This window comes from Serratia sp. B501, from assembly GCF_051172315.1.
Classification (GTDB): Bacteria; Pseudomonadota; Gammaproteobacteria; order Enterobacterales; family Enterobacteriaceae; genus Serratia; species Serratia ureilytica.
Map to the genome: position 1 here is coordinate 343,724 of NZ_JBPIZB010000002.1, position 17,816 is coordinate 361,539.

The following is a 17,816-nucleotide window of genomic DNA, read 5'->3' on the forward strand; positions in this document are numbered from 1 at the left end:
TCGGCGCGCTGCGCACGGCGGCAGAGTAACCCCACGGGAGTTGAACGATGAAGAAGCCGCATGCCGGATTCTGGCTGGCGACGCTGGGGCTGGGCGTCTGCTGGCTGCTGGCGCTGCTGACTCGCGATCGGCTCAACGGCATACTGCTGGCCGGTGCGGCGCTGGCGCTGATCTTTACCCCCGCCGCCCGCCGCAAGGGCGCCGCCCTGGCCGCCTTGGGCGGCATCGGCATGGATGGTCTGTGGAGCTACAGCGGCGTGCTGCATTACAGCGGGCAACACGGCCTGCCGCTCTGGACCATCGCGCTGTGGATCGGCTTCGGCTGCTGGTGGTATTGGCTGTTGGACGTGGTCAGAGCGGCGCCCTGGCCGCTGGCGGTATTGGGCGCAGCCCTCGGCCCCTTCGCCTACGCCGTGTCCTGGAAACTGGACGCCCTGCTGCCCCGGCATGCCGCCGGAGTTCATGCTGCTGCTGCTGGCCATCGGCTGGTCGATTTATCTGCCGGCCGTGAGTTGGCTGCAGTGGAAACAGCAAGGCCATTGAACGGCTTTCGGCCGCCGGAAAAATAATGCCGCAGGCCATTGCTTATCGGTTGCCCGATCGGGTTTACTGAGCGTTCTAATAATAATCATTCCCGCAAAATACAATCCTATGCTTAGCCAACAAAGCCGTAGCGTCCTGCCGTTGATCGGGGCGTTGTTCACGTTATATATCGTTTGGGGTTCCACCTATTTCGTCATTCGTCTGGGCGTCGAACAGTGGCCGCCGCTGATGATGGCCGGGATTCGCTTTCTGCTAGCCGGCATCGTGCTGTTCAGTTTCCTGGCCTGGCGCGGCCACGCGCTGCCGACGCCGAAGCAGTGGCTGGCCGCCGGCGCCATCGGCATTCTGCTGCTGACGGTGGGCAACGGCCTGGTGACGGTGGCGGAACACCAACACGTGCCGTCCGGCATCGCGGCGGTGATGGTGGCGACGGTGCCGCTGTTCACCCTCTGCTTCAGCCTGCTGTGGGGCATGCGCAACACCAAGCTGGAATGGGCCGGCATCGCGCTCGGGTTGGTGGGCATCGTGCTGCTTAATACCGGCAACAACCTGGTGGGCAATCCGACCGGCGCGCTGCTGATTTTGCTGGCGTCGGCCAGTTGGGCCTTCGGATCGGTGTTGGGATCGCGCATCTCGCTGCCGGCCGGGCCGATGGCCGGCGCGGCGGAGATGCTGGTCGCCGGCGTGGTGTTATTGGCAGCCAGCCAGCTGAGCGGCGAGCGCCTCGTTCAGATGCCGAGCACCGGCGGCTTTCTGGCGCTGGGCTATCTGATCGTCTTCGGTTCGATGCTGGCGATCAGCGCCTATATGTTCTTGTTGAAGAACGTGCGCCCGGCGGTCGCCACCAGCTATGCCTACGTCAACCCGGTGGTGGCGGTGCTGCTCGGCATCGGTTTCGCCGGTGAATCGCTGGCGCCGCGCGAGTGGCTGGCGCTGGTGATCATCGTGGCGGCGGTGGTGCTGGTGACGCTGGGAAAATACCTGTTCGCCCGCCCGGCCAACGTACAGGCCATCGACTGCGAACGGCGATGATCACAAAGGGCGGTCTGCGGGCCGCCGTTAAAAACGATTCTTGTTTCACCCGGCGAAGGGGCTATAATTCCCGCTGTTCCAAGCAACCTGCGAAATTATTCCTATGCTGAAAAAAGCGTTCGTCATCGTCATCGCCCTGTGCGCCTTCGGTTCTCTGGGCGGCGTATTCCTCGCCGGGCTGAACATCTACACCCGTTCCACCACCCCGCACGAAGAAAGCGCGCCTGCCGGGGATACCGCCGCCACGCCGGCGCAAACCGAAACCCTTCAGGCCAAGTGATCGTCCATCCAACGCTGGCAGCGCTGCTGTAAAAAGCGCTGCAGCTGCCTGACGCGTTCCGACACCTGCGAACGATGCGGGCAGACCAGATTGATCGGCACCGCGTCGCTGCGCCATTCCGGCAACAGTTGCACCAGCCGCCCGGCGTGAATGTCGGCCACCACGTCGATCGCCGACTTGCGCACCACGCCGTGCCCCGCCAGCGCCCAGCGCCGCGCCACCTCGCCGTCATCGGTAAAATAGCTGCCGTTCAGCGGCACTTCGACCCCCTCCTCACCGCGCCACAGCCGCCATTCCACCTGCCGTTTGCCGCTGGGCTGATACACCAGAATGCTGTGCCGAACCAGATCGGCCGGCGTTTGCGGCGCGCCGTGACGCCGCAGGTAATCCGGGCTGGCGCAGATCAATCGCCGATGCTGCGGCAAGATCGGCAGCGCCACCAGCGAAGAGTCGGCCAGCGGCCCGAAGCGCAATGCCACGTCCACCGGTTCGCGGAACAGGTCGGCCTGCCGATCGTTGATCAGAAGCTGCAGCTGAATATGCGGATGCTGCAGGCGGAACTCATCCAGCCAGCAGAGCAGCAAATTGCGGCCAAAATCCGACGGCGCGGAAATCTGCAGCACCCCGGACAACCCCTGATGCTTCTCGCGGATCGCCTGCTCTCCTTCGGCTAACGCGCCCAGCGCCAGGCGCGCGCTGTCGAGATAGCGAGCCCCCTCCTCCGTTAACCTCAGGCTGCGGGTGGAACGCACCAGCAGCCGCGCGCCCAACTGCTGCTCCAGCCTTTTCACCGCAATGCTGGCCGCCGCCGGCGTCATGTCCAGCGCGCGCGCCGCGGCGGAAAAACTGCCGCCGTCCACCGTGCGAACAAACACCTCGAGATCGACAAATGAGGTCATGTATTTCCCTTCTTAGAGAGCCGGATTCACGGCGTATCGGATTGACGATAAAACGCCCAATTGTTATGATTAGATCATAATAAATGGAGCTTTGATCAATGGATGAACACAACGGACTGGACTACATCCTTAGCCTGCATGGCACGCGGGTCAATCGTGAGGATGGCTATTGGTGGAAAATCGAGGCTTGGACGGTGACCCAAACGGCCTTTATCCCTCACGGCATCCGTTACAATTTGACCTTGCATGATAACCACAATACCCGGGTTTTTGGCATAGACAACGCGCATGCCATTAAAACACCCCGCAAAGGTAAATTTTCGGGCCGCGTCGTTTACGATCACCAACATGACTCCCCGACGGACAAAGGCTCACCCTACGAGTTTCATTCCGCCTATCAGTTGGTGGAAGATTTTTTTACCCGGATAGACGAAGTCATACGCAAGAGAGAAAACCGAGGTTGATGATGAAAGCACTGATTGGCGTGATGCCTGAAGAACTGATTCGCAAGCGCACACTGGCGATCGCAAAAGGGGAATACCAGCCACAGGAACGTGAGCCCAAAGTGTGGTTTACGTCGATGATTGCGCTGGCCCAGGTGCTCAGCAACGAGAATATTGCCCTGCTGCGTCTGATCGACACTGCCCGCCCCGAGACCATCAGCCAGTTGGCCGAACTGTCGGGGCGCCAGGTCAGCAATCTGTCCACCACGCTGAAAACGCTGAGCGGGCACGGCCTGGTGGCACTGGAAAAACAGGGGCGTTCAGTGAAACCCCGAGCGCTGTTTACCGATTTCGAAATCATCGTGGATCAGAAGCTAAACGCCCGCTTTAGCGCCGCATGATCTTTAAAAAATATTAATAAGAGTTTGTCAGCAAGGCCGATTGTTAGGTGATTTTCAATCAGGAAAGATAGATCCCGTTGAAACTTACCTAAAAAGAGGCCTTAACATGACAATTCCTGACTCCCCCCTGAAACGACAAAAGCTGGTGATCCTGGGCGGCACCAGCGGCATTGGCGCCGCGGTGGCCTACGCAGCGGCGGCGCGCGGCGCTGAAGTGGTGCTGGCTTCGCGCCGCCTTCCCCACGCCGGGGAGAAAAACGACGCGCTGCATCTGATGCAGGCCGATCTGACCGATGAAGCGTCGCTGCATGCGCTGTTTGCCGCCGTCGGCGCTTTCGACCATCTGGTGATCACCGCCGGGCCGCTGGTGCAAGCGAAACCGCTGGCGGAGACTGCTTTTGAGCAGGCACAGGCCGACTTCAACGTCAAATTCTGGGGCAGCTTGCGCGCGGTGCAGGCCGCGCTGCCGACGCTGGCGCCGCGGGGCTCCATCACCCTGACCTCCGGCCAGCTGTCGCGCAAATACCTCGGCGGTCAGTTGATCAAAACCGGCATCAACGCCGCGCTGGAAGCGGTCGGTAAACAGCTGGCGAAGGAACTGGCGCCGCGGCGGGTGAACGTGGTCAGCCCCGGCATCACCGCCACCGAAGCCTACGACGGCATGGGCGCCGCGCAGCGTCAGGCGCTGTTCGAGCGCGTGGGCGTCAGTCTGCCGGTCGGCCGGATCGGCCAGGCGGCCGACGTCGCAGCGGGTTACCTGCTGGCGATGGAGAACGGTTTCGTCACCGGCAGCGTGATCGATATCGACGGCGGCGGCCTGCTGTAACGGCGGCTAGAGCGCCGTTACGCCCTGTGCGGCTGCCTGCTGCTCCAGCACGGTGATAATCTGATAAGCCGAGCGCGGCACCAGGCTGAAATCGCCGATCAGCAGGCGGTCGCTGACCGCCTCATCCAGCATCGCTCGGGCGCCGGCGCGCAGGATGTCCACCTGTTCCGGCGGCGTGCCGGCTGCGGTGATCAGCGGCAAACCCGGCACTGCCGCCGTGCGGCCAATGATTTTCAGCCCCTCCAGCGCCTGCGGCTGCGCGCGGCGCAGCAGTTCCATGCTGATGGAATCGATGGCGGCGATATCCGCCTGCCCGCTGCGGATCAGTTTCAGCGACTGATAATGCGCCCCGGAGGCGATAGCCGCACCGAAGAATTTCCCGTCCTGCGCCAGCGGCGCGATCAGCGCGCGCAAACCGTTGTAGCCGGACTGGGAATCGGTGCTGTTATACGCCACCGTCCGGCCGCGAAAATCCGCCAGCCGTTCGCCGGAGTCGCCTGCGCGCACCACCAGCCAGCTGCGGTAATTTGGCCCGTCGCACCCCTCCACCCGATAATGATAGGTTCCGATCAGCTGCACCTGCGGCAGGCTGCTGACCAACGGATAACCACAGGTTTGGCTGAGCAAGAGATCCTCGCGCCGCCAATGCTGCGCTAAATCGTCCGGCCAACTGAGCCGTTCCGGCGCCGCCGGCAGCCCCAGCCGCAGCAGCTTGCCGCGCAAGACCTGCCAGAAAGCGTCGGCCTGCTCCCGGCCAACGCCGTACATCGGTAGAGACACCTGCATCATTTCCCCCTTACCCCGCCGGAGTGGCCGCCAGCGTCTGCTGACGCCAGGCGGTGAGATAACGCACCCAACGTTCGAACAGCATATCGGTGATAATAGCCAACAACGCCACAACCGCCGCGCCCTGGATCACATAGGCGGTGTTAAACCCGGTCAGGCCGATGATGATCGGCGAACCGAGCGTCTTGGTTCCGACGGTGGAAGCGATGGCCGCCGTGCCGATGTTGATGATCACCGACGTGCGGATCCCGGCGACAATCACCGGCGCCGCCAGCGGCAGTTCAACCCGCCACAGAATTTGCCAGGCGCTCATCCCCACGCCGCGGGCGATCTCGCGCGTGGCGGGCGGCACCGATTCGATGCCCGCCAACGTGCCCTGCAGGATAGGTAGCAAGCCGTACAGCACCAGCGCGATGATCGCCGGCTGCTCGCTGAAGCCCATCACCGGCACCGCCACCGCCAACACCGCCACCGGCGGGAAGGTCTGCCCCACCGCCACCACCGTTTCCAGCAGCGAACGAAACTCCCGGCCGCCGCGTCGGGTCACGGCGACGCCCGCCGCCACGCCGAGAGCCACCGCGATCAGGCTGGAGATCGCCACCAGCGACAGGTGCGCCTCCACCAGCGCGATAAAGCTGTCCTGCTGATAAATGGGCCGGTCCAGATCGGGGAACCAGGCGGCAAACAGGCCGCGCAGATGATCCATGCCGAACACCAGCGCCAACAGCAGCGCCAGCGTCCAGGGCAGCGGATCGCGCAGCAGGCGCCAGAGACGCCCGCTCATGACAGCGCCTGCCCGGCGATCAGATCGTGGAAGTGCAGAACCCCCAACGCTTCGCCCCGTTCATCCACCACCGGCAGGCAGTCGCTGCCGCGCGCCACGAACACCGACAGCGCCTCGCGCAGGCTCATGGCGGCGGCGATCGGTTCGCCCCCGGCGACACCGGGCCGCACCCGCTCCGCCACCGTCCCCAGCGACAGCAGCTTGATGCCGCGATCGCTGCGCCCGAAGAAGTCACGCACGAAGTCGTTGGCCGGGGCGGTCAACAGCGTCAGCGGCGTGCCCTGTTGCACCACCCGCCCCTGATCGAGCAGCACCAGGCGATCCGCCAGGCTCAACGCCTCGTCGATGTCGTGCGTCACCAGCACAATGGTGCGGCCCGAGATCTGATGAATGCGGGCGATTTCCGCCTGCAGCGCCGCGCGGGTGACCGGATCCAACGCGCCGAACGGTTCGTCCATCAACAACACCTCGGGATCGGCGGCGAGCGCGCGCGCCACTCCGACCCGCTGCTGCTGCCCGCCGGAAAGCTGGTGCGGGTAGCGGCGACGAAACAGATCCGGTTCCAGGTGCAGCAGTTCCAGCAACTCGGTAACCCGATCGCGAATGCGTGCGCGCGGCCATTTCAGCAGCTGCGGCACGGTGGCGATGTTCTCCTCCACCGTCCAATGTGGAAACAGGCCGATCGATTGGATCGCATAGCCCATGCGCCGCCGCAGATCCTGCGGTTTAAACGACTGGATCTCTTCACCGGCAAAGAGAATCTTGCCCCGATCGTGTTCGATCAGGCGGTTGATCATTTTTAACGTCGTGGACTTGCCGGAACCCGAGGTGCCGATCAACACGGTGAATTCGCCCTCGGCGATGTGCAGCGTGAGATCGTCTACCGCCGGCTTGCCCTGAAAAATTTTGCTGACTTGCTCAAAGTGAATCATCGGCGCGATACGTCCAGGATTGAAACCCAAAATTTAAACAGCGAATCGACGATGACCGCCATCATGACCACCGGGATCACCCCCAGCAGAACCAGATCCAGCGCGCTGCTGAGCAGCCCCTGAAACACGATGGCGCCAAAGCCGCCGGCGCCGATCAGCGCCGCCACCACCGCCATGCCGACGGTTTGCACCGCCAGGATGCGCACGCCGGTCAGGAACAGGGGCAACGCCAACGGCAGCTGCACGCGCAGGAAGATCTGCCCGCGCGTCAGCCCCATGCCGGTGGCGGATTCAATCACCCCGGCCGGCACGCTCTGCAGCCCCGCCACCACGCTGCGCACCAGCGGCAACAGCGCGTACAGCACCAGCGCCACGATCGCCGGCGCCATGCCGATGCCGCTGACGCCGTGTTCCGCCAGCCAGGGCACCGCCGCTGCCAGCCCCGCCAGCGGCGCGATCAGCAGGCCGAACAGCGCGATGGAAGGCACGGTCTGGATAATGTTCAGCGCGGAAAAGATCGGCCTCTGCCAGCGCTCGGAGCGAAAACACAGCACCCCGAGCGGCACGCCGATCGCCAGCGCCGGCGCCATCGTCGCCAGCAGAATGGTCAGGTGCTGCAGCAGCGCGGCGTCAAACACCTCCTGGCGATTGTGATACTCCTTCAGCAGCGACAGCTGATCGAGCTGATGGCCGAACAGCAGCAGCGCCGGCGGCACCAGCACCAGCGCGTTGCCGAGCATTCGCCGCAGATGCGACGCGGTGAGGCGCGTCATGGCGTCGGCGGCGATCAGCAGGCTCAGCGCCATCGTCAGCCAGGCACCGCTGCCCCAGGAGGTGCGCGCCAGGCGCGATCCCTCCTGCGCCAGGCGTTCGGCGGCCTGTCCGCCGATCCAAAAGACCAGCGTCAGCACCCCGCAGGCGGCCAGCGCCGTCAACAGCGCACGCCCCCGCGTCGGCGGCAACAGGCTGAGGATCGCCAACGCCGCCAGCGGCAACAGCAGCCACAGCGCCGGGCCGTGCAACAGGGAGAATAAGGACAGGCTTTTACCCGACAGCAGACGATTGGGGGCATAACTGAGGAACGGCAGGCCGAAGGCGGCCAGCAGCAACAGCACGAACAGCGTTAACAACACGCGATGTTTTACGGCAATAGTCAAAGAAACTCTCCGGCGCCATCGGTTTTCCCCCTCTCCCGTAGCAAGAGGGGGCACCTCGGCGTTATCCCTTAACAAATCCTTTCTCTTTCAGGTAAGCGGCCGCCACCTGTTTGGCGTCCTGGCCTTCCACAGCGATCTGCGCGTTGAGCTTTTGCAGCGTCGGCCCGTCCAACGAGGCGAACACCGGTTTCAGCAGTTCAGGCAGATTGGCGTGCGCTTTCAGCGCCGCTTCGCGCACGATCGGCGCCGGCGCGTAGATGGGTTGTACGCCTTTCGGGTCCGCCAGCGTCTGCAACCCCAGCGCCGCCACCGGGCCATCGGTGCCGTAGGCCATCGCCGCGTTGACGCCGGAGGTCTGCTCCGCCGCGGCCTTGATAGTCACCGCCGTGTCGCCGCCGGCCAATGACAGCAGCTGATCCTGATTCAGCTTGAAACCGTAGGCGTTCTGGAACGCCGGCAGCGCATCCGGCCGCTCGATAAACTCCGCCGAGGCCGCCAGCTTGAACTTGCCCCCGCCGTTGATCCACTTGCCGAGATCCGCCAGCGTTTTGAGATGGTTGGCGTCCGCCACGTCCTGCCGAATGGCGATAGTCCAGGTATTGTTGGCCGGCGCCGCGTCCAACCAGACGATTTTGTTTTTGTCGTAGTCGAGCTGTTTCACCTTCTCGAAGCCGGCCTGGGCGTTCTTCCATGCCGGATCTTTCTCATCGGAGAAGAAAAACGCGCCGTTGCCGGTGTACTCCGGGTAAATGTCGATCTCGCCGGAGGTAATGGCGCCGCGCAGCACCTTGGTGGTGCCGAGCTGCAGCTTATTGGTGGTTTTGATGCCGTTGGCTTCCAGCACCTGCACGATGATGTTGCCGAGCAGCGAACCTTCGGTATCGATCTTGGAGCCGACGCGTACCGAGTCGGCCGCCTGCGCCAGGCCGCCGGTGGCCAGCAGAGCCAGCGCGATGGCAAAGGAACGTCCGCGTGATAAGGTGATTGCCATACTTTTCCTCTGGTTATATGTTTTCTGGCTCATGGGCCAGTTCGGTTGGAAAATCCTGAGAAACGCGCTTCCAGCGCGCAATAAAGTTTTTCTTCGGCCGGGCACCGCGTTCCTCCCGCCGTTCGCCGGCGCTCAGCGGATGCACGCCGACGTCGATCGGCGTCAGCGCGTAATCGCGCAGCCACTCGCCGTAGCCTTGCGCGACAAATCCCTGGCTGCGGCGCTGATACGCTTCGCGTTCCGCCAGATAGACTTCGCGCAAACCATACCAGGGCAGGCCGGGCAGATCGTGATGCACTAAATGGTAGTTCAGATTGAGAAACAACAGCCGCCACGGCCAGCCCGCCTCATTAATAATAGAACGTGCCTGCGGTGCGTCCACGGCGCGATGCTCAAAAAACGATCTTACCTTGGTCAGCGCCAGCGCCGGATAGCTGATGGCCAACAGGTAAAACGCCGTACCGATACCCTGCGCCTGCAGCCAGTGCAGCAGCGCCGCCAACAACGACAGGTGCACCAGCCACATCGCCCATACGCGCCATGCGCCACCGGCAAGCGCCTTCACCGCCGCGGCCAGGGTCGCGGCGATATCCAGCGCCGGGCCGAGGAGCACCCGGCCGATCAGCGTATTACGCACCGCGGCCAGCAGCGGCAACAGGCGGGGATAACGCCGCCACTGCGCGGCGCTGAAGTAGTAACTTTCGGGATCTTCGTGCGGATTGGTAAGGTGTTCATTGCGATGGTGGCGCAGATGCGAATCGCGATACAGCCCATAGGGATACCACACCGCCAGCGGCAACAGGCCGAACAGCTGATTGACGCGCGGCCGGCGCGTCGGATGGCCGTGGATCAGCTCATGCTGCAGCGACATATACCCGGTGGTCAGCAGGATCAGCAGCGGCGTGCCAAGCCACGGGCCCAGCGCCTGCCAATAATGCGCCACGCCAAACCAGCCGCCGTACACTGCCGCCATGATCCCCCAGGTGGGCAGTTCCAGCCGCCAGTACCAACGCTGATAAAGCCGCCGGATCCGGTCGCGTTGTTCGGGGTGCAAATAGTGGGCGTGGGACATGCTGCGGCTCGCGGTTGGGGATTTCCCCCCAGTATCCGTGAGCCGCAGTGACGTTCAAAATAACGAAAATGGCAAAGCTAAGTGAAAATTCAGCGGGTTGCGTACGCGGCCTGCGGTTCGCACGCCACCGGGAAATTCACCGAATTGGCGATAAAGCACAGGTGATGCGCCTTCTCATGCAGCTGTTGCGCCAGTTGCAGATCGTCGCCGTCGCGCACCGTGACCTGCGGCCGCAGCGTCACCGAGGTGAAAAAGCCGCCGCGCGCGGCGTCTTCGCGCATCACGCCCACGGCATCGTCCTGATAGGCCAGCACCGAAATCCCCGAGGTGGCGCACAGATGCAGGTACCATAATTTGTGGCAAGCGCTGAGCGATGCCACCAGCAAATCCTCCGGATTCCAGCGCGTCGCGTCACCGCGGAAGGCCGGATCGGCTGAGCCGGCGATATCTGCCTTGCCCACGGCGCCGATCAGGTGATCGCGTCCATAAGCGCGATAATCTTCCGTGCCTGCGCCCAGATTTCCCTGCCAGGTCACCGAGACCTGATAATGATGCTCGCCTTTCATGTCTTTTGCTCCCGTTGGCCGGCCAATGAAAAATTGTCTGGGTGCATGCCCGGAGAACACTATTGGCGGAAAAGCGTGAATACGCAAACGGTGAAACGAGAAAAAACGGGCCGCGCAGGCGGCCCGTCGGTCACATCCCTTCAGGGAACGAAATCGAGCACCACGGCGTTGAACAGCGCGTACTCTGTGGCGCTGGCCATCGGCGGAAACTGCGCGCGCTGCACCGCCGCGTTGGCCGCCGCGCACAGCGGCGCATCGCCTCTTACGATCTTGCTGCTCGCCAGTTTCCCGTCCGGCCGCAAACGGATGCTGATGGTGCAGCGTTGGCCGCGCGCGTGCTCCGGCAAACGCAGCTCGCGGCTCACCGCGTTATGCACCCGCACCGGATAGCTGAGCGGCGCCGCAACCGGCGCCTCGGCCTGCGGCGACGGCAAGGGGGTGCCGGCCTGACGCCCGGCGCCCGCGCCGCAGCCGCTCAACAGCAACAGCGCCAACAGGCTTAGTGTCTTTTTCATTCCCTATGTCCTTATTGGGGATTAATCTTTATCGAGCGCCCTTACTGCGCCGCTGGGTAAGCCTCACCGTCATCCGCGTAACGCTGCAGCCGCTCGCGCCACCACTTGGCCGCCAGGCCGCTGGCGCTTTCCCGCCAGCCAAAGTAGGCGATGTCGTTGCAACGTTCCGATTCGACGCGTTTCGCCACCAGTTCGCCGCTGTTCAGGTAAGGTTCCGCCAAGGCGCGCGGCAGATAGCCGCAGCCCAGCCCGGCCAGCTGCGCCTGCAGCTTGGCGTCGAAGCCGAAGACCGTCAGCGTGTCTTGCTCTTCCAGCAGGTTCAGGCTCTGCGGCGCGTTGACGCGCGAGGTATCGCGCACCACCACCGCCCGGTGCTGACGGATCTCATCCTTCGGCAACGGTTCCGGCAGCGCGGCCAGCGGATGCTGCGGCGCGACGGCGAACACGTAATCCAGCTGCCCCAGGCGGCTGAACGCATAGCCCACCCGCGACGGCGGCTCGCAGATGGCGCCGATGATAATGTCGGCGCAGCCGTAAACCAGCGACTCCCAGGAGCCGGCCAGCACCTCGTGGCTGAAGCGCAGCCGGGTATGGTGATGCTGCCGGTAGAACTCTTCTATCAGCGGCAACAGGCGGGCAAACGGGAAGGAGGCGTCGATCCCGAGCGTGATCTCGCTTTCCCAGCCGTTTTCGACATAGCGCGCCTGCTGTTCCAGATCCTGCGCCGCGCGCAGCAGCACCCGCCCTTTTTCCAGCATCAGCTTGCCGGTATCGGTGAACTTCGCCCGATGGCCGGAGCGATCGAGCAGGGTGATGTCGAGATCGTTCTCGAGCTTTTGCACCATATAACTCAGTGCCGAAGGGGTTTTAAACAGTGCGGCGGCCGCGGCGGCGAAAGATCCGTGCCGGTCCAGCGCATCCAAAATCAGCAGCGCTTCCAGGTTTAATCTCATGTTTTCTCCCGTGTATAAAAAAACTCAACAAGTCGGCAAAAATTCTGCGGTATCTTTGAAATCGCCCTCTGCCTACCATGGGTTTTATCGGCGTTACACTCATCAGATGTTCAACCGAAATATCACTGGGAAGGTAAATTATGTCCAAGTTTCAACTGCTTGATAAAGACAACTCCGCACTGATTTTTATCGATCATCAACCGCAAATGGCCTTCGGCGTGGCTAATATTGATCGTCAGCAACTGAAAAACAACGTTGTTGGTTTGGCGAAGGCAGGCAAGATTTTCAACGTTCCTACCCTTTTCACCTCGGTCGAAACCGAAAGCTTCAGCGGCTATATCTGGCCGGAGCTGCTGGCGGTACACCCTGAAATCACCCCGATTGAACGCACCTCGATGAACTCCTGGGAAGACGCGGCCTTCGTCAAAGCCGTGGAAGCCACCGGCCGCAAAAAGCTGGTGATCTCCGCGCTGTGGACCGAAGTGTGCCTGACCTTCCCGGCGCTGATGGCGCTGGAAGCCGGCTATGAAGTGTATGTGGTGACCGACACCTCCGGCGGCACCTCCGTCGATGCGCACGAGCGCTCGATCGATCGCATGGTGCAGGCTGGCGCCGTACCGGTGACCTGGCAGCAGGTGCTGCTGGAGTACCAACGCGACTGGGCGCGCAAAGACACCTACGACGCGGTGATGGCGCTGGTGCGCGAACACAGCGGCGCGTACGGCATGGGCGTCGACTACGCTTACACCATGGTGCACCACGCACCGGCCCGCACGGTGAAATAATTCCCCCTGCCCCGGCCCCGCGCCGGGGTATTTTCAGGAGTCGGTTTTATGGCCCATCCGCAGCATGTCACGCTGGTGATCACCCACCGTTTGGCGCCGGGGAACGAGCAGGCCTATGAGGCCTGGCTGAACCGCATCATGCCGGACGCCGCGGGCTTCACCGGCCATCTGGGCGTCAACGTCATCCGCCCATCCGACAGCGAACAGGCCTATACGGTGCTGGTCCGCTTCGACAATGTCGATAATCTCTACCGCTGGCTCAACTCGCCGCTGCGCAAGCAATACATCGAAGAAGTCACTCCGCTGTTGCTGGAGAATGACCATATCGAGATCCGCCCCGGCGCGGAGTTCTGGTTTACCCCGCCCAACCCCGGCGTGCGCCAACCGCCCCAGTGGAAGCAGTTCATCATCACCCTGCTGGTGATCTTCCCTTCCACCAATCTGGTGCCCTGGTTTTGGGGGCTGACGCTGCCGCAGTTGAACGGCACGCTGCTCGGCCATTTTCTCAATGACGCCACCGTGGTCGCCCTGGTGGTGTACCTGTGGATGCCCATCGTGACTCGCGTTTTTCATCAATGGCTGATCCGCCGCTAGGCGGTTCGCCGGGAGAATGTTATGAACCACCACGCTTCATTGATCCTCACCAACGGCAAATTTCACACCGTTGACCGCCAAAACCTCACCGCGCAGGCGGTCGCCATTCGCGACGGCAAGTTTCTGGCGGTCGGCAGCGAAGCCGAAGTCATGCAACACGCCGGGCCGGAAACGCAGGTGATCGATCTGCACGGCCACACCGCCATTCCGGGCCTGAACGACTCGCATCTGCACCTGATCCGCGGCGGCCTGAACTACAACCTGGAGCTGCGCTGGGAAGGCGTGCCTTCGCTGGCCGACGCGCTGCGCATGTTAAAAGAGCAGGCGCTGCGCACGCCGAGCCCGCAATGGGTGCGAGTAGTCGGCGGCTGGACCGAATTCCAGTTTGCCGAACGCCGCATGCCGACGCTGGACGAAATCAACCAGGCGGCGCCGGACACGCCGGTATTTATTCTGCATTTATACGATCGCGCGCTGCTCAACCGCGCGGCGCTGAAAGTGGTCGGCTACACCAAAGACACGCCGAACCCGCCGGGTGGCGAGATCCAGCGCGACGCCAACGGCAACCCGACCGGCATGCTGATCGCCAAACCCAACGCCATGATCCTGTACGCCACGCTGGCGAAAGGGCCGAAGCTGCCGCTGGAACAGCAGGTCAACTCCACCCGCCAGTTCATGCGTGAGCTGAACCGCCTCGGCCTCACCAGCGCCATCGACGCCGGCGGCGGTTTCCAGAACTACCCGGAAGATTATCAGGTGATCGCCGAGCTGCACGAGAAAAAGCAGCTGACCATCCGCATCGCCTATAACCTGTTCACCCAGCGGCCGAAGCAGGAACTGGAAGACTTCGAGCTGTGGACCGACATGCTCAAACCGGGCCAGGGCACCGACTTCTATCGCCACAACGGCGCCGGCGAGATGCTGGTGTTTTCCGCCGCCGACTTCGAAGACTTCCTGCAGCCGCGCCCGGATCTGCCGCCGGGCACCGAAGACGAGCTGGAGCGGGTGGTGCGCCATCTGGTCGAGCACCGCTGGCCGTTCCGCCTGCACGCCACCTATGACGAATCCATCAGCCGCATGCTGGACGTGTTCGAGAAGGTGAACCGCGATATTCCGTTCAACGGCCTGCACTGGCTGTTCGACCACGCCGAAACCATTACCGAGCGCAATATCGAGCGCGTCAAGGCGCTGGGCGGCGGCATTGCGGTCCAGCACCGCATGGCGTTCCAGGGGGAATATTTCGCCGACCGCTATGGCATCGAAGCCACCAAACATACGCCGCCGGTAGCGAAAATGTTGGCGGCCGAGCTGCCGGTCGGGCTGGGCACCGACGCCACCCGCGTCGCCAGCTACAACCCGTGGACGGCGCTGTACTGGCTGGTCTCCGGCCGCACCGTCGGCGGCATGGCGATGTACGACGACAGCGCCCGGCTGGATCGCGAAACGGCGCTGATGCTGTGGACCCAGGGCAGCGCCTGGTTCTCCACCGAACAGGGCAAGAAAGGCCAGATCAAAGTCGGCCAACTGGCGGATTTGGCGGTGCTGTCGCAGGACTACTTCAGCGTGCCGGAAGAGCAGATCAAAGGCATCGAGTCGGTAATGACGGTGGTGGACGGCAAGGTGGTCTACGCCGCCGGCAGCTTCTCGCCGCTGGCGCCGCCGCCGCTGCCTGTGCTGCCGGAGTGGTCGCCGGTCACCCAGGTGCCGGGCCATTACCGCTCCGCGCCGCCGTCGGCGGCGGCCCGCGTCGGGGTAGTGAGCCAGGCGCACCAATGCTGCGGCCCGTGCGGCGTGCACGCGCACCAGCATGACATCGCGCGCCGCTCCAGCATCCCGGTGTCGGACGAGAATGCCTTCTGGGGCGCGTTCGGCTGTTCGTGCTTCTCGTTCTAAGTTATCAAGCCAATTACTTATTATAAAATTAATTTAATAAGCTATTAAGCTAGCAACATAATAAATTAATGGCGCTGTCCGCGGAGAGCGCCATTTTCTTTTCAATCGCGGTTGATCTCCAGCCAGCGCCGCTGCTCGGCGGAGGCGGCTATCGCGTCCAGCACGCACGACACCTTCCAGCCCTCTTCAAAGTCCGGCCACATGCGATCGCCCGCGGCGATGCCGTTGACCAGATCGCGGATCTCCACCGTCTTCTGATCGTTAAAACCGATGCCGTGCCCGGCGCTGATGCAGAATGCTGCGTAGTCCGGGTGCTTCGGCCCCGCCAGCAACGTCTTGAACCCCTGCCGCTCCGCCGGTTCATCGTGCCGATACAGCTTCAGTTCGGCCATCCGTTCCTGGGTATAACTCAGCGTGCCTTTGGTGCCGGTAACCACATAGGTCAGCCCCATCTTGCGCCCGCAGGCGATGCGCGACGTTTCGATAGTGCCCATCGCCCCGCCGGCGAAACGCAGCAGCGCGCCGGCCTGATCTTCGTTTTCCACCGGATGCATACGCGACGGGTCTTGCGGATCCGGCCGCTGTTTGATCACGGTCTGCATATCGCCACAGACCGCCACGATATCGCCCACCAGGTAGTGCGCCATATTGACGATATGCGCCGCCAGATCCCCCAACGCGCCCAGCCCGGCGCTGGCGCGGCGGCAGTGCCAGTCGATCGGCGTGCGCGGGTCGGCCAGGTAATCCTCATTATGGGTGCCGTAAAAATGCACCACCTCGCCGATTTCGCCGTTGGCGATGATCTCGCGCGCCAGCTGGCTGGTGGGGTTTTTCATGTAGTTGAAACCCACCAGCGTTTTCACGCCCTTGGCGCGGGCGGCCTGCACCATCTCCGCCGCGTCGGCGGCGTCCAGCGCCAGCGGTTTTTCCGAATACACGTGCTTGCCGTGGTGGATCGCCGCCAGCGCCATCTCTTTGTGCAAGAAGTTGGGGGCGCAGATATCCACCACGTCGATCGCCGGATCGGCCACCAGCTGCCGCCAGTCGCCCGTCGAACGCGCAAAGCCGAACTCGGCCGCGCGCTGCGCCGCCAGCTCAGGCGTCACCTCCGCCAGCATCTCCAGCACCAGATCCCCTTTAAGGGGAAATACCGTGGGGGCCTGCGCATAAGCGATAGCGTGACAACGCCCGATATAGCCGGTGCCGATTAACCCAACGCGTACCTGTTTCATCATCCTCTCCCGTGACCGAAATCTTGCCTGAAACCCGGCGCCCTGAGTGAAACGCGCCAGCTGATAACGGTTTTATATGGAATATAAATTTCAATAACAAGCGCACGGAAAAAGAAAGTTCGGATTCGTGATGTCGTTCATGAAACGTTGACAGGATGATGCAAAAGGAAAATCCGAACGCGGCGTTGCCGTATCCGGATAAGGTAAAATGAACCATTTATTTCATATTACGGTAAACCGTTGGCACCGTGCTGAACGTAGCCAGGGCGTTGCAGCAGGCGCTGCTGATAGGCCGCCAGCGCCGCATACTCCGGCCGCTCGAACGGCGTCATCTGCCAGCGGTTGAGCGACAGCCCCAGCACCACGTCCGCCAGCGTGAAGGCAGCGCCGGCGGCGTAAGGGCCGTGCTGCGCCAAATGCGCATCCAGCAAGCCCATCAGCCGATTCCACTCGCGCTCGGCGGCGGCCAGGCTGGCGGCATCCTGGTAATCCGCATGCCCGCGCACTCGCGACATGAACACATAGCGCCAGGCGCCGTTCAGATCGGTGGCCTGCCAGTCCATCCACATCTCCACCGCCGCGCGCGCGCCGGGTTCCTGCGGCAGCAGATCGCGGCGCCCTTCCCGCCCCGCCAGATAGCGGCAAATGGTGTTCGATTCCCACAGCACCCGTGCGCCGTCGATAAGCACCGGCACCAGGCCGTTGGGATTGAGCGCCAAAAACTCGGGTTCCTGCGTGGAGCGAAAGCCGCTGCCCCAGTCTTCCCGTTCCAGCGTCAGCCCCAGCTCATGGCTGGTCCACAGCACCTTGCGCACGTTGATCGATGAGGCTTTGCCCAATAATTTCAGCATCCGCTTTCCTTATTCTCTCCAGAACGGTTTATACCCTTCTCGCCAGGCATCGGCCCGCGTCAGGCCGATATCCGCCAGTTGCCTGTCGTTCAGCAGCAGTAACTCTCTGCGCGTTCTGAGACGCAACAAATACCAACGCCAGCGTGACCAGCCTACCCGTCGCCACGTCGTCATGCCATCAAACAGAGCCATCTTATTATTCCCCCTGATGTTTTCGCCTTGTTGTGATGATGCGCGCCGGGCAAAAAACAATACAGATGCACGTTAGCGCTATTTTTTTC

The 17,816-nt window shown here is 62.8% G+C and carries 21 protein-coding genes and 1 pseudogene; 9 read left to right on the forward strand and 13 right to left on the reverse strand.

Going from position 1 to position 17,816, the window contains the following annotated elements:
- The first annotated feature begins 47 nt into the window (after window positions 1-47).
- The 3 genes and pseudogenes from ACSBQV_RS08070 to ACSBQV_RS08080 all read left to right on the forward strand — a co-directional run bounded on the left by ACSBQV_RS08070 (window position 48) and on the right by ACSBQV_RS08080 (window position 1,855).
- Window positions 48-543, forward strand: a pseudogene (locus ACSBQV_RS08070) (DUF2878 domain-containing protein).
- 108 nt (window positions 544-651) lie between these two features.
- Window positions 652-1,575, forward strand: a complete 924-nt coding sequence (gene yedA / locus ACSBQV_RS08075; protein ID WP_099785205.1) for a drug/metabolite exporter YedA — start codon at window positions 652-654, stop codon at window positions 1,573-1,575.
- Between the two features lie 103 nt (window positions 1,576-1,678).
- Window positions 1,679-1,855: a hypothetical protein gene (locus ACSBQV_RS08080; protein WP_004939348.1), complete on the forward strand. Its 177-nt coding sequence runs from the start codon at window positions 1,679-1,681 to the stop codon at window positions 1,853-1,855.
- Here the strand turns inward: ACSBQV_RS08080 and ACSBQV_RS08085 are convergent.
- The gene (locus ACSBQV_RS08085) at window positions 1,843-2,754 is read right to left on the reverse strand and encodes a LysR family transcriptional regulator (protein ID WP_047572204.1); all 912 of its coding nucleotides are present in this window, start codon (window positions 2,752-2,754) and stop codon (window positions 1,843-1,845) included. The genes ACSBQV_RS08080 and ACSBQV_RS08085 overlap by 13 nt on opposite strands.
- 98 nt (window positions 2,755-2,852) lie before the next feature.
- On the opposite strand from ACSBQV_RS08085, the gene ACSBQV_RS08090 reads away from it, so the two are divergent.
- The 3 genes from ACSBQV_RS08090 to ACSBQV_RS08100 all read left to right on the forward strand — a co-directional run bounded on the left by ACSBQV_RS08090 (window position 2,853) and on the right by ACSBQV_RS08100 (window position 4,424).
- A complete protein-coding gene (locus ACSBQV_RS08090; protein ID WP_004939355.1) occupies window positions 2,853-3,218 on the forward strand; it encodes a DUF6516 family protein in 366 nt (121 codons plus the stop codon).
- A gap of 2 nt (window positions 3,219-3,220) precedes the next feature.
- Window positions 3,221-3,598, forward strand: coding sequence for a MarR family transcriptional regulator (locus ACSBQV_RS08095; RefSeq protein ID WP_033638702.1), 378 nt, complete (start codon window positions 3,221-3,223; stop codon window positions 3,596-3,598).
- Between the two features lie 106 nt (window positions 3,599-3,704).
- Window positions 3,705-4,424 carry an SDR family oxidoreductase gene (locus ACSBQV_RS08100; protein WP_099785207.1) on the forward strand — a complete coding sequence of 240 codons (720 nt, stop codon included), beginning with the start codon at window positions 3,705-3,707 and terminating at the stop codon, window positions 4,422-4,424.
- Between the two features lie 6 nt (window positions 4,425-4,430).
- On the opposite strand, the gene ACSBQV_RS08105 is transcribed toward ACSBQV_RS08100, so the two are convergent.
- From ACSBQV_RS08105 to ACSBQV_RS08145, 9 genes are all read right to left on the reverse strand, one after another.
- A complete protein-coding gene (locus tag ACSBQV_RS08105; protein WP_080273377.1) occupies window positions 4,431-5,192 on the reverse strand; it encodes a phosphate/phosphite/phosphonate ABC transporter substrate-binding protein in 762 nt (253 codons plus the stop codon).
- Between the two features lie 28 nt (window positions 5,193-5,220).
- The gene (locus ACSBQV_RS08110; RefSeq protein ID WP_099785209.1) at window positions 5,221-5,994 is read right to left on the reverse strand and encodes an ABC transporter permease; all 774 of its coding nucleotides are present in this window, start codon (window positions 5,992-5,994) and stop codon (window positions 5,221-5,223) included.
- Entirely contained in the window at window positions 5,991-6,926 is a 936-nt protein-coding gene (locus ACSBQV_RS08115) for an ABC transporter ATP-binding protein (RefSeq protein ID WP_047572208.1), read from the reverse strand. Before ACSBQV_RS08115 ends, ACSBQV_RS08110 begins: the two co-directional genes overlap by 4 nt.
- Window positions 6,923-8,083 carry an ABC transporter permease gene (locus ACSBQV_RS08120; RefSeq protein WP_072628081.1) on the reverse strand — a complete coding sequence of 387 codons (1,161 nt, stop codon included), beginning with the start codon at window positions 8,081-8,083 and terminating at the stop codon, window positions 6,923-6,925. Before ACSBQV_RS08120 ends, ACSBQV_RS08115 begins: the two co-directional genes overlap by 4 nt.
- Before the next feature lie 61 nt (window positions 8,084-8,144).
- On the reverse strand, window positions 8,145-9,074 hold the full coding sequence (gene osmF, locus ACSBQV_RS08125) for a glycine betaine ABC transporter substrate-binding protein OsmF (RefSeq protein ID WP_033650522.1): 930 nt from the start codon (window positions 9,072-9,074) through the stop codon (window positions 8,145-8,147).
- 13 nt (window positions 9,075-9,087) lie between these two features.
- Window positions 9,088-10,146, reverse strand: a complete 1,059-nt coding sequence (locus ACSBQV_RS08130) for a fatty acid desaturase (protein WP_099785213.1) — start codon at window positions 10,144-10,146, stop codon at window positions 9,088-9,090.
- A gap of 89 nt (window positions 10,147-10,235) precedes the next feature.
- Complete coding sequence (locus tag ACSBQV_RS08135; RefSeq protein ID WP_033642352.1) at window positions 10,236-10,712, reverse strand: OsmC family protein; 477 nt, start codon at window positions 10,710-10,712, stop codon at window positions 10,236-10,238.
- Between the two features lie 140 nt (window positions 10,713-10,852).
- Window positions 10,853-11,227 (reverse strand): cell envelope integrity TolA C-terminal domain-containing protein, encoded by a 375-nt coding sequence (locus tag ACSBQV_RS08140; RefSeq protein ID WP_033652687.1) that lies wholly within the window; start codon window positions 11,225-11,227, stop codon window positions 10,853-10,855.
- 41 nt (window positions 11,228-11,268) lie between these two features.
- Window positions 11,269-12,180, reverse strand: coding sequence for a LysR substrate-binding domain-containing protein (locus ACSBQV_RS08145; protein ID WP_033642350.1), 912 nt, complete (start codon window positions 12,178-12,180; stop codon window positions 11,269-11,271).
- A gap of 140 nt (window positions 12,181-12,320) precedes the next feature.
- Between ACSBQV_RS08145 and ACSBQV_RS08150 the strand changes: the two genes are divergently transcribed.
- The 3 genes from ACSBQV_RS08150 to ACSBQV_RS08160 are packed head-to-tail and all read left to right on the forward strand — an operon-like array spanning window position 12,321 to window position 15,452.
- Entirely contained in the window at window positions 12,321-12,965 is a 645-nt protein-coding gene (locus tag ACSBQV_RS08150) for a hydrolase (RefSeq protein ID WP_004939390.1), read from the forward strand.
- Window positions 12,966-13,013: 48 nt separating this feature from the next.
- Window positions 13,014-13,559 (forward strand): antibiotic biosynthesis monooxygenase, encoded by a 546-nt coding sequence (locus ACSBQV_RS08155; protein ID WP_099785215.1) that lies wholly within the window; start codon window positions 13,014-13,016, stop codon window positions 13,557-13,559.
- A 21-nt stretch (window positions 13,560-13,580) separates the two neighbouring features.
- Complete coding sequence (locus ACSBQV_RS08160) at window positions 13,581-15,452, forward strand: amidohydrolase (protein WP_033652684.1); 1,872 nt, start codon at window positions 13,581-13,583, stop codon at window positions 15,450-15,452.
- A 101-nt stretch (window positions 15,453-15,553) separates the two neighbouring features.
- Here ACSBQV_RS08160 and ACSBQV_RS08165 read toward each other — a convergent pair whose 3' ends face one another.
- From ACSBQV_RS08165 to ACSBQV_RS08175, 3 genes are all read right to left on the reverse strand, one after another.
- Window positions 15,554-16,684, reverse strand: a complete 1,131-nt coding sequence (locus ACSBQV_RS08165; protein WP_099785217.1) for a Gfo/Idh/MocA family protein — start codon at window positions 16,682-16,684, stop codon at window positions 15,554-15,556.
- A 227-nt stretch (window positions 16,685-16,911) separates the two neighbouring features.
- Entirely contained in the window at window positions 16,912-17,535 is a 624-nt protein-coding gene (locus ACSBQV_RS08170) for a glutathione S-transferase family protein (RefSeq protein ID WP_099785219.1), read from the reverse strand.
- Between the two features lie 9 nt (window positions 17,536-17,544).
- Window positions 17,545-17,727 carry a DUF1127 domain-containing protein gene (locus tag ACSBQV_RS08175; RefSeq protein ID WP_099785221.1) on the reverse strand — a complete coding sequence of 61 codons (183 nt, stop codon included), beginning with the start codon at window positions 17,725-17,727 and terminating at the stop codon, window positions 17,545-17,547.
- Window positions 17,728-17,816: the final 89 nt, after the last annotated feature.

Bases quoted from the DNA above. Each gene is read 5' to 3' on its own strand.
- yedA (WP_099785205.1), top strand. From the start codon at position 652: ATGCTTAGCCAACAAAGCCGTAGCGTCCTGCCGTTGATCGGGGCGTTG.
- ACSBQV_RS08080 (WP_004939348.1), top strand. From the start codon at position 1,679: ATGCTGAAAAAAGCGTTCGTCATCGTCATCGCCCTGTGCGCCTTCGGT.
- ACSBQV_RS08085 (WP_047572204.1), bottom strand. From the start codon at position 2,754: ATGACCTCATTTGTCGATCTCGAGGTGTTTGTTCGCACGGTGGACGGC.
- ACSBQV_RS08090 (WP_004939355.1), top strand. From the start codon at position 2,853: ATGGATGAACACAACGGACTGGACTACATCCTTAGCCTGCATGGCACG.
- ACSBQV_RS08095 (WP_033638702.1), top strand. From the start codon at position 3,221: ATGAAAGCACTGATTGGCGTGATGCCTGAAGAACTGATTCGCAAGCGC.
- ACSBQV_RS08100 (WP_099785207.1), top strand. From the start codon at position 3,705: ATGACAATTCCTGACTCCCCCCTGAAACGACAAAAGCTGGTGATCCTG.
- ACSBQV_RS08105 (WP_080273377.1), bottom strand. From the start codon at position 5,192: ATGTACGGCGTTGGCCGGGAGCAGGCCGACGCTTTCTGGCAGGTCTTG.
- ACSBQV_RS08110 (WP_099785209.1), bottom strand. From the start codon at position 5,994: ATGAGCGGGCGTCTCTGGCGCCTGCTGCGCGATCCGCTGCCCTGGACG.
- ACSBQV_RS08115 (WP_047572208.1), bottom strand. From the start codon at position 6,926: ATGATTCACTTTGAGCAAGTCAGCAAAATTTTTCAGGGCAAGCCGGCG.
- osmF (WP_033650522.1), bottom strand. From the start codon at position 9,074: ATGGCAATCACCTTATCACGCGGACGTTCCTTTGCCATCGCGCTGGCT.
- ACSBQV_RS08130 (WP_099785213.1), bottom strand. From the start codon at position 10,146: ATGTCCCACGCCCACTATTTGCACCCCGAACAACGCGACCGGATCCGG.
- ACSBQV_RS08135 (WP_033642352.1), bottom strand. From the start codon at position 10,712: ATGAAAGGCGAGCATCATTATCAGGTCTCGGTGACCTGGCAGGGAAAT.
- ACSBQV_RS08140 (WP_033652687.1), bottom strand. From the start codon at position 11,227: ATGAAAAAGACACTAAGCCTGTTGGCGCTGTTGCTGTTGAGCGGCTGC.
- ACSBQV_RS08145 (WP_033642350.1), bottom strand. From the start codon at position 12,180: ATGAGATTAAACCTGGAAGCGCTGCTGATTTTGGATGCGCTGGACCGG.
- ACSBQV_RS08150 (WP_004939390.1), top strand. From the start codon at position 12,321: ATGTCCAAGTTTCAACTGCTTGATAAAGACAACTCCGCACTGATTTTT.
- ACSBQV_RS08155 (WP_099785215.1), top strand. From the start codon at position 13,014: ATGGCCCATCCGCAGCATGTCACGCTGGTGATCACCCACCGTTTGGCG.
- ACSBQV_RS08160 (WP_033652684.1), top strand. From the start codon at position 13,581: ATGAACCACCACGCTTCATTGATCCTCACCAACGGCAAATTTCACACC.
- ACSBQV_RS08165 (WP_099785217.1), bottom strand. From the start codon at position 16,684: ATGAAACAGGTACGCGTTGGGTTAATCGGCACCGGCTATATCGGGCGT.
- ACSBQV_RS08170 (WP_099785219.1), bottom strand. From the start codon at position 17,535: ATGCTGAAATTATTGGGCAAAGCCTCATCGATCAACGTGCGCAAGGTG.
- ACSBQV_RS08175 (WP_099785221.1), bottom strand. From the start codon at position 17,727: ATGGCTCTGTTTGATGGCATGACGACGTGGCGACGGGTAGGCTGGTCA.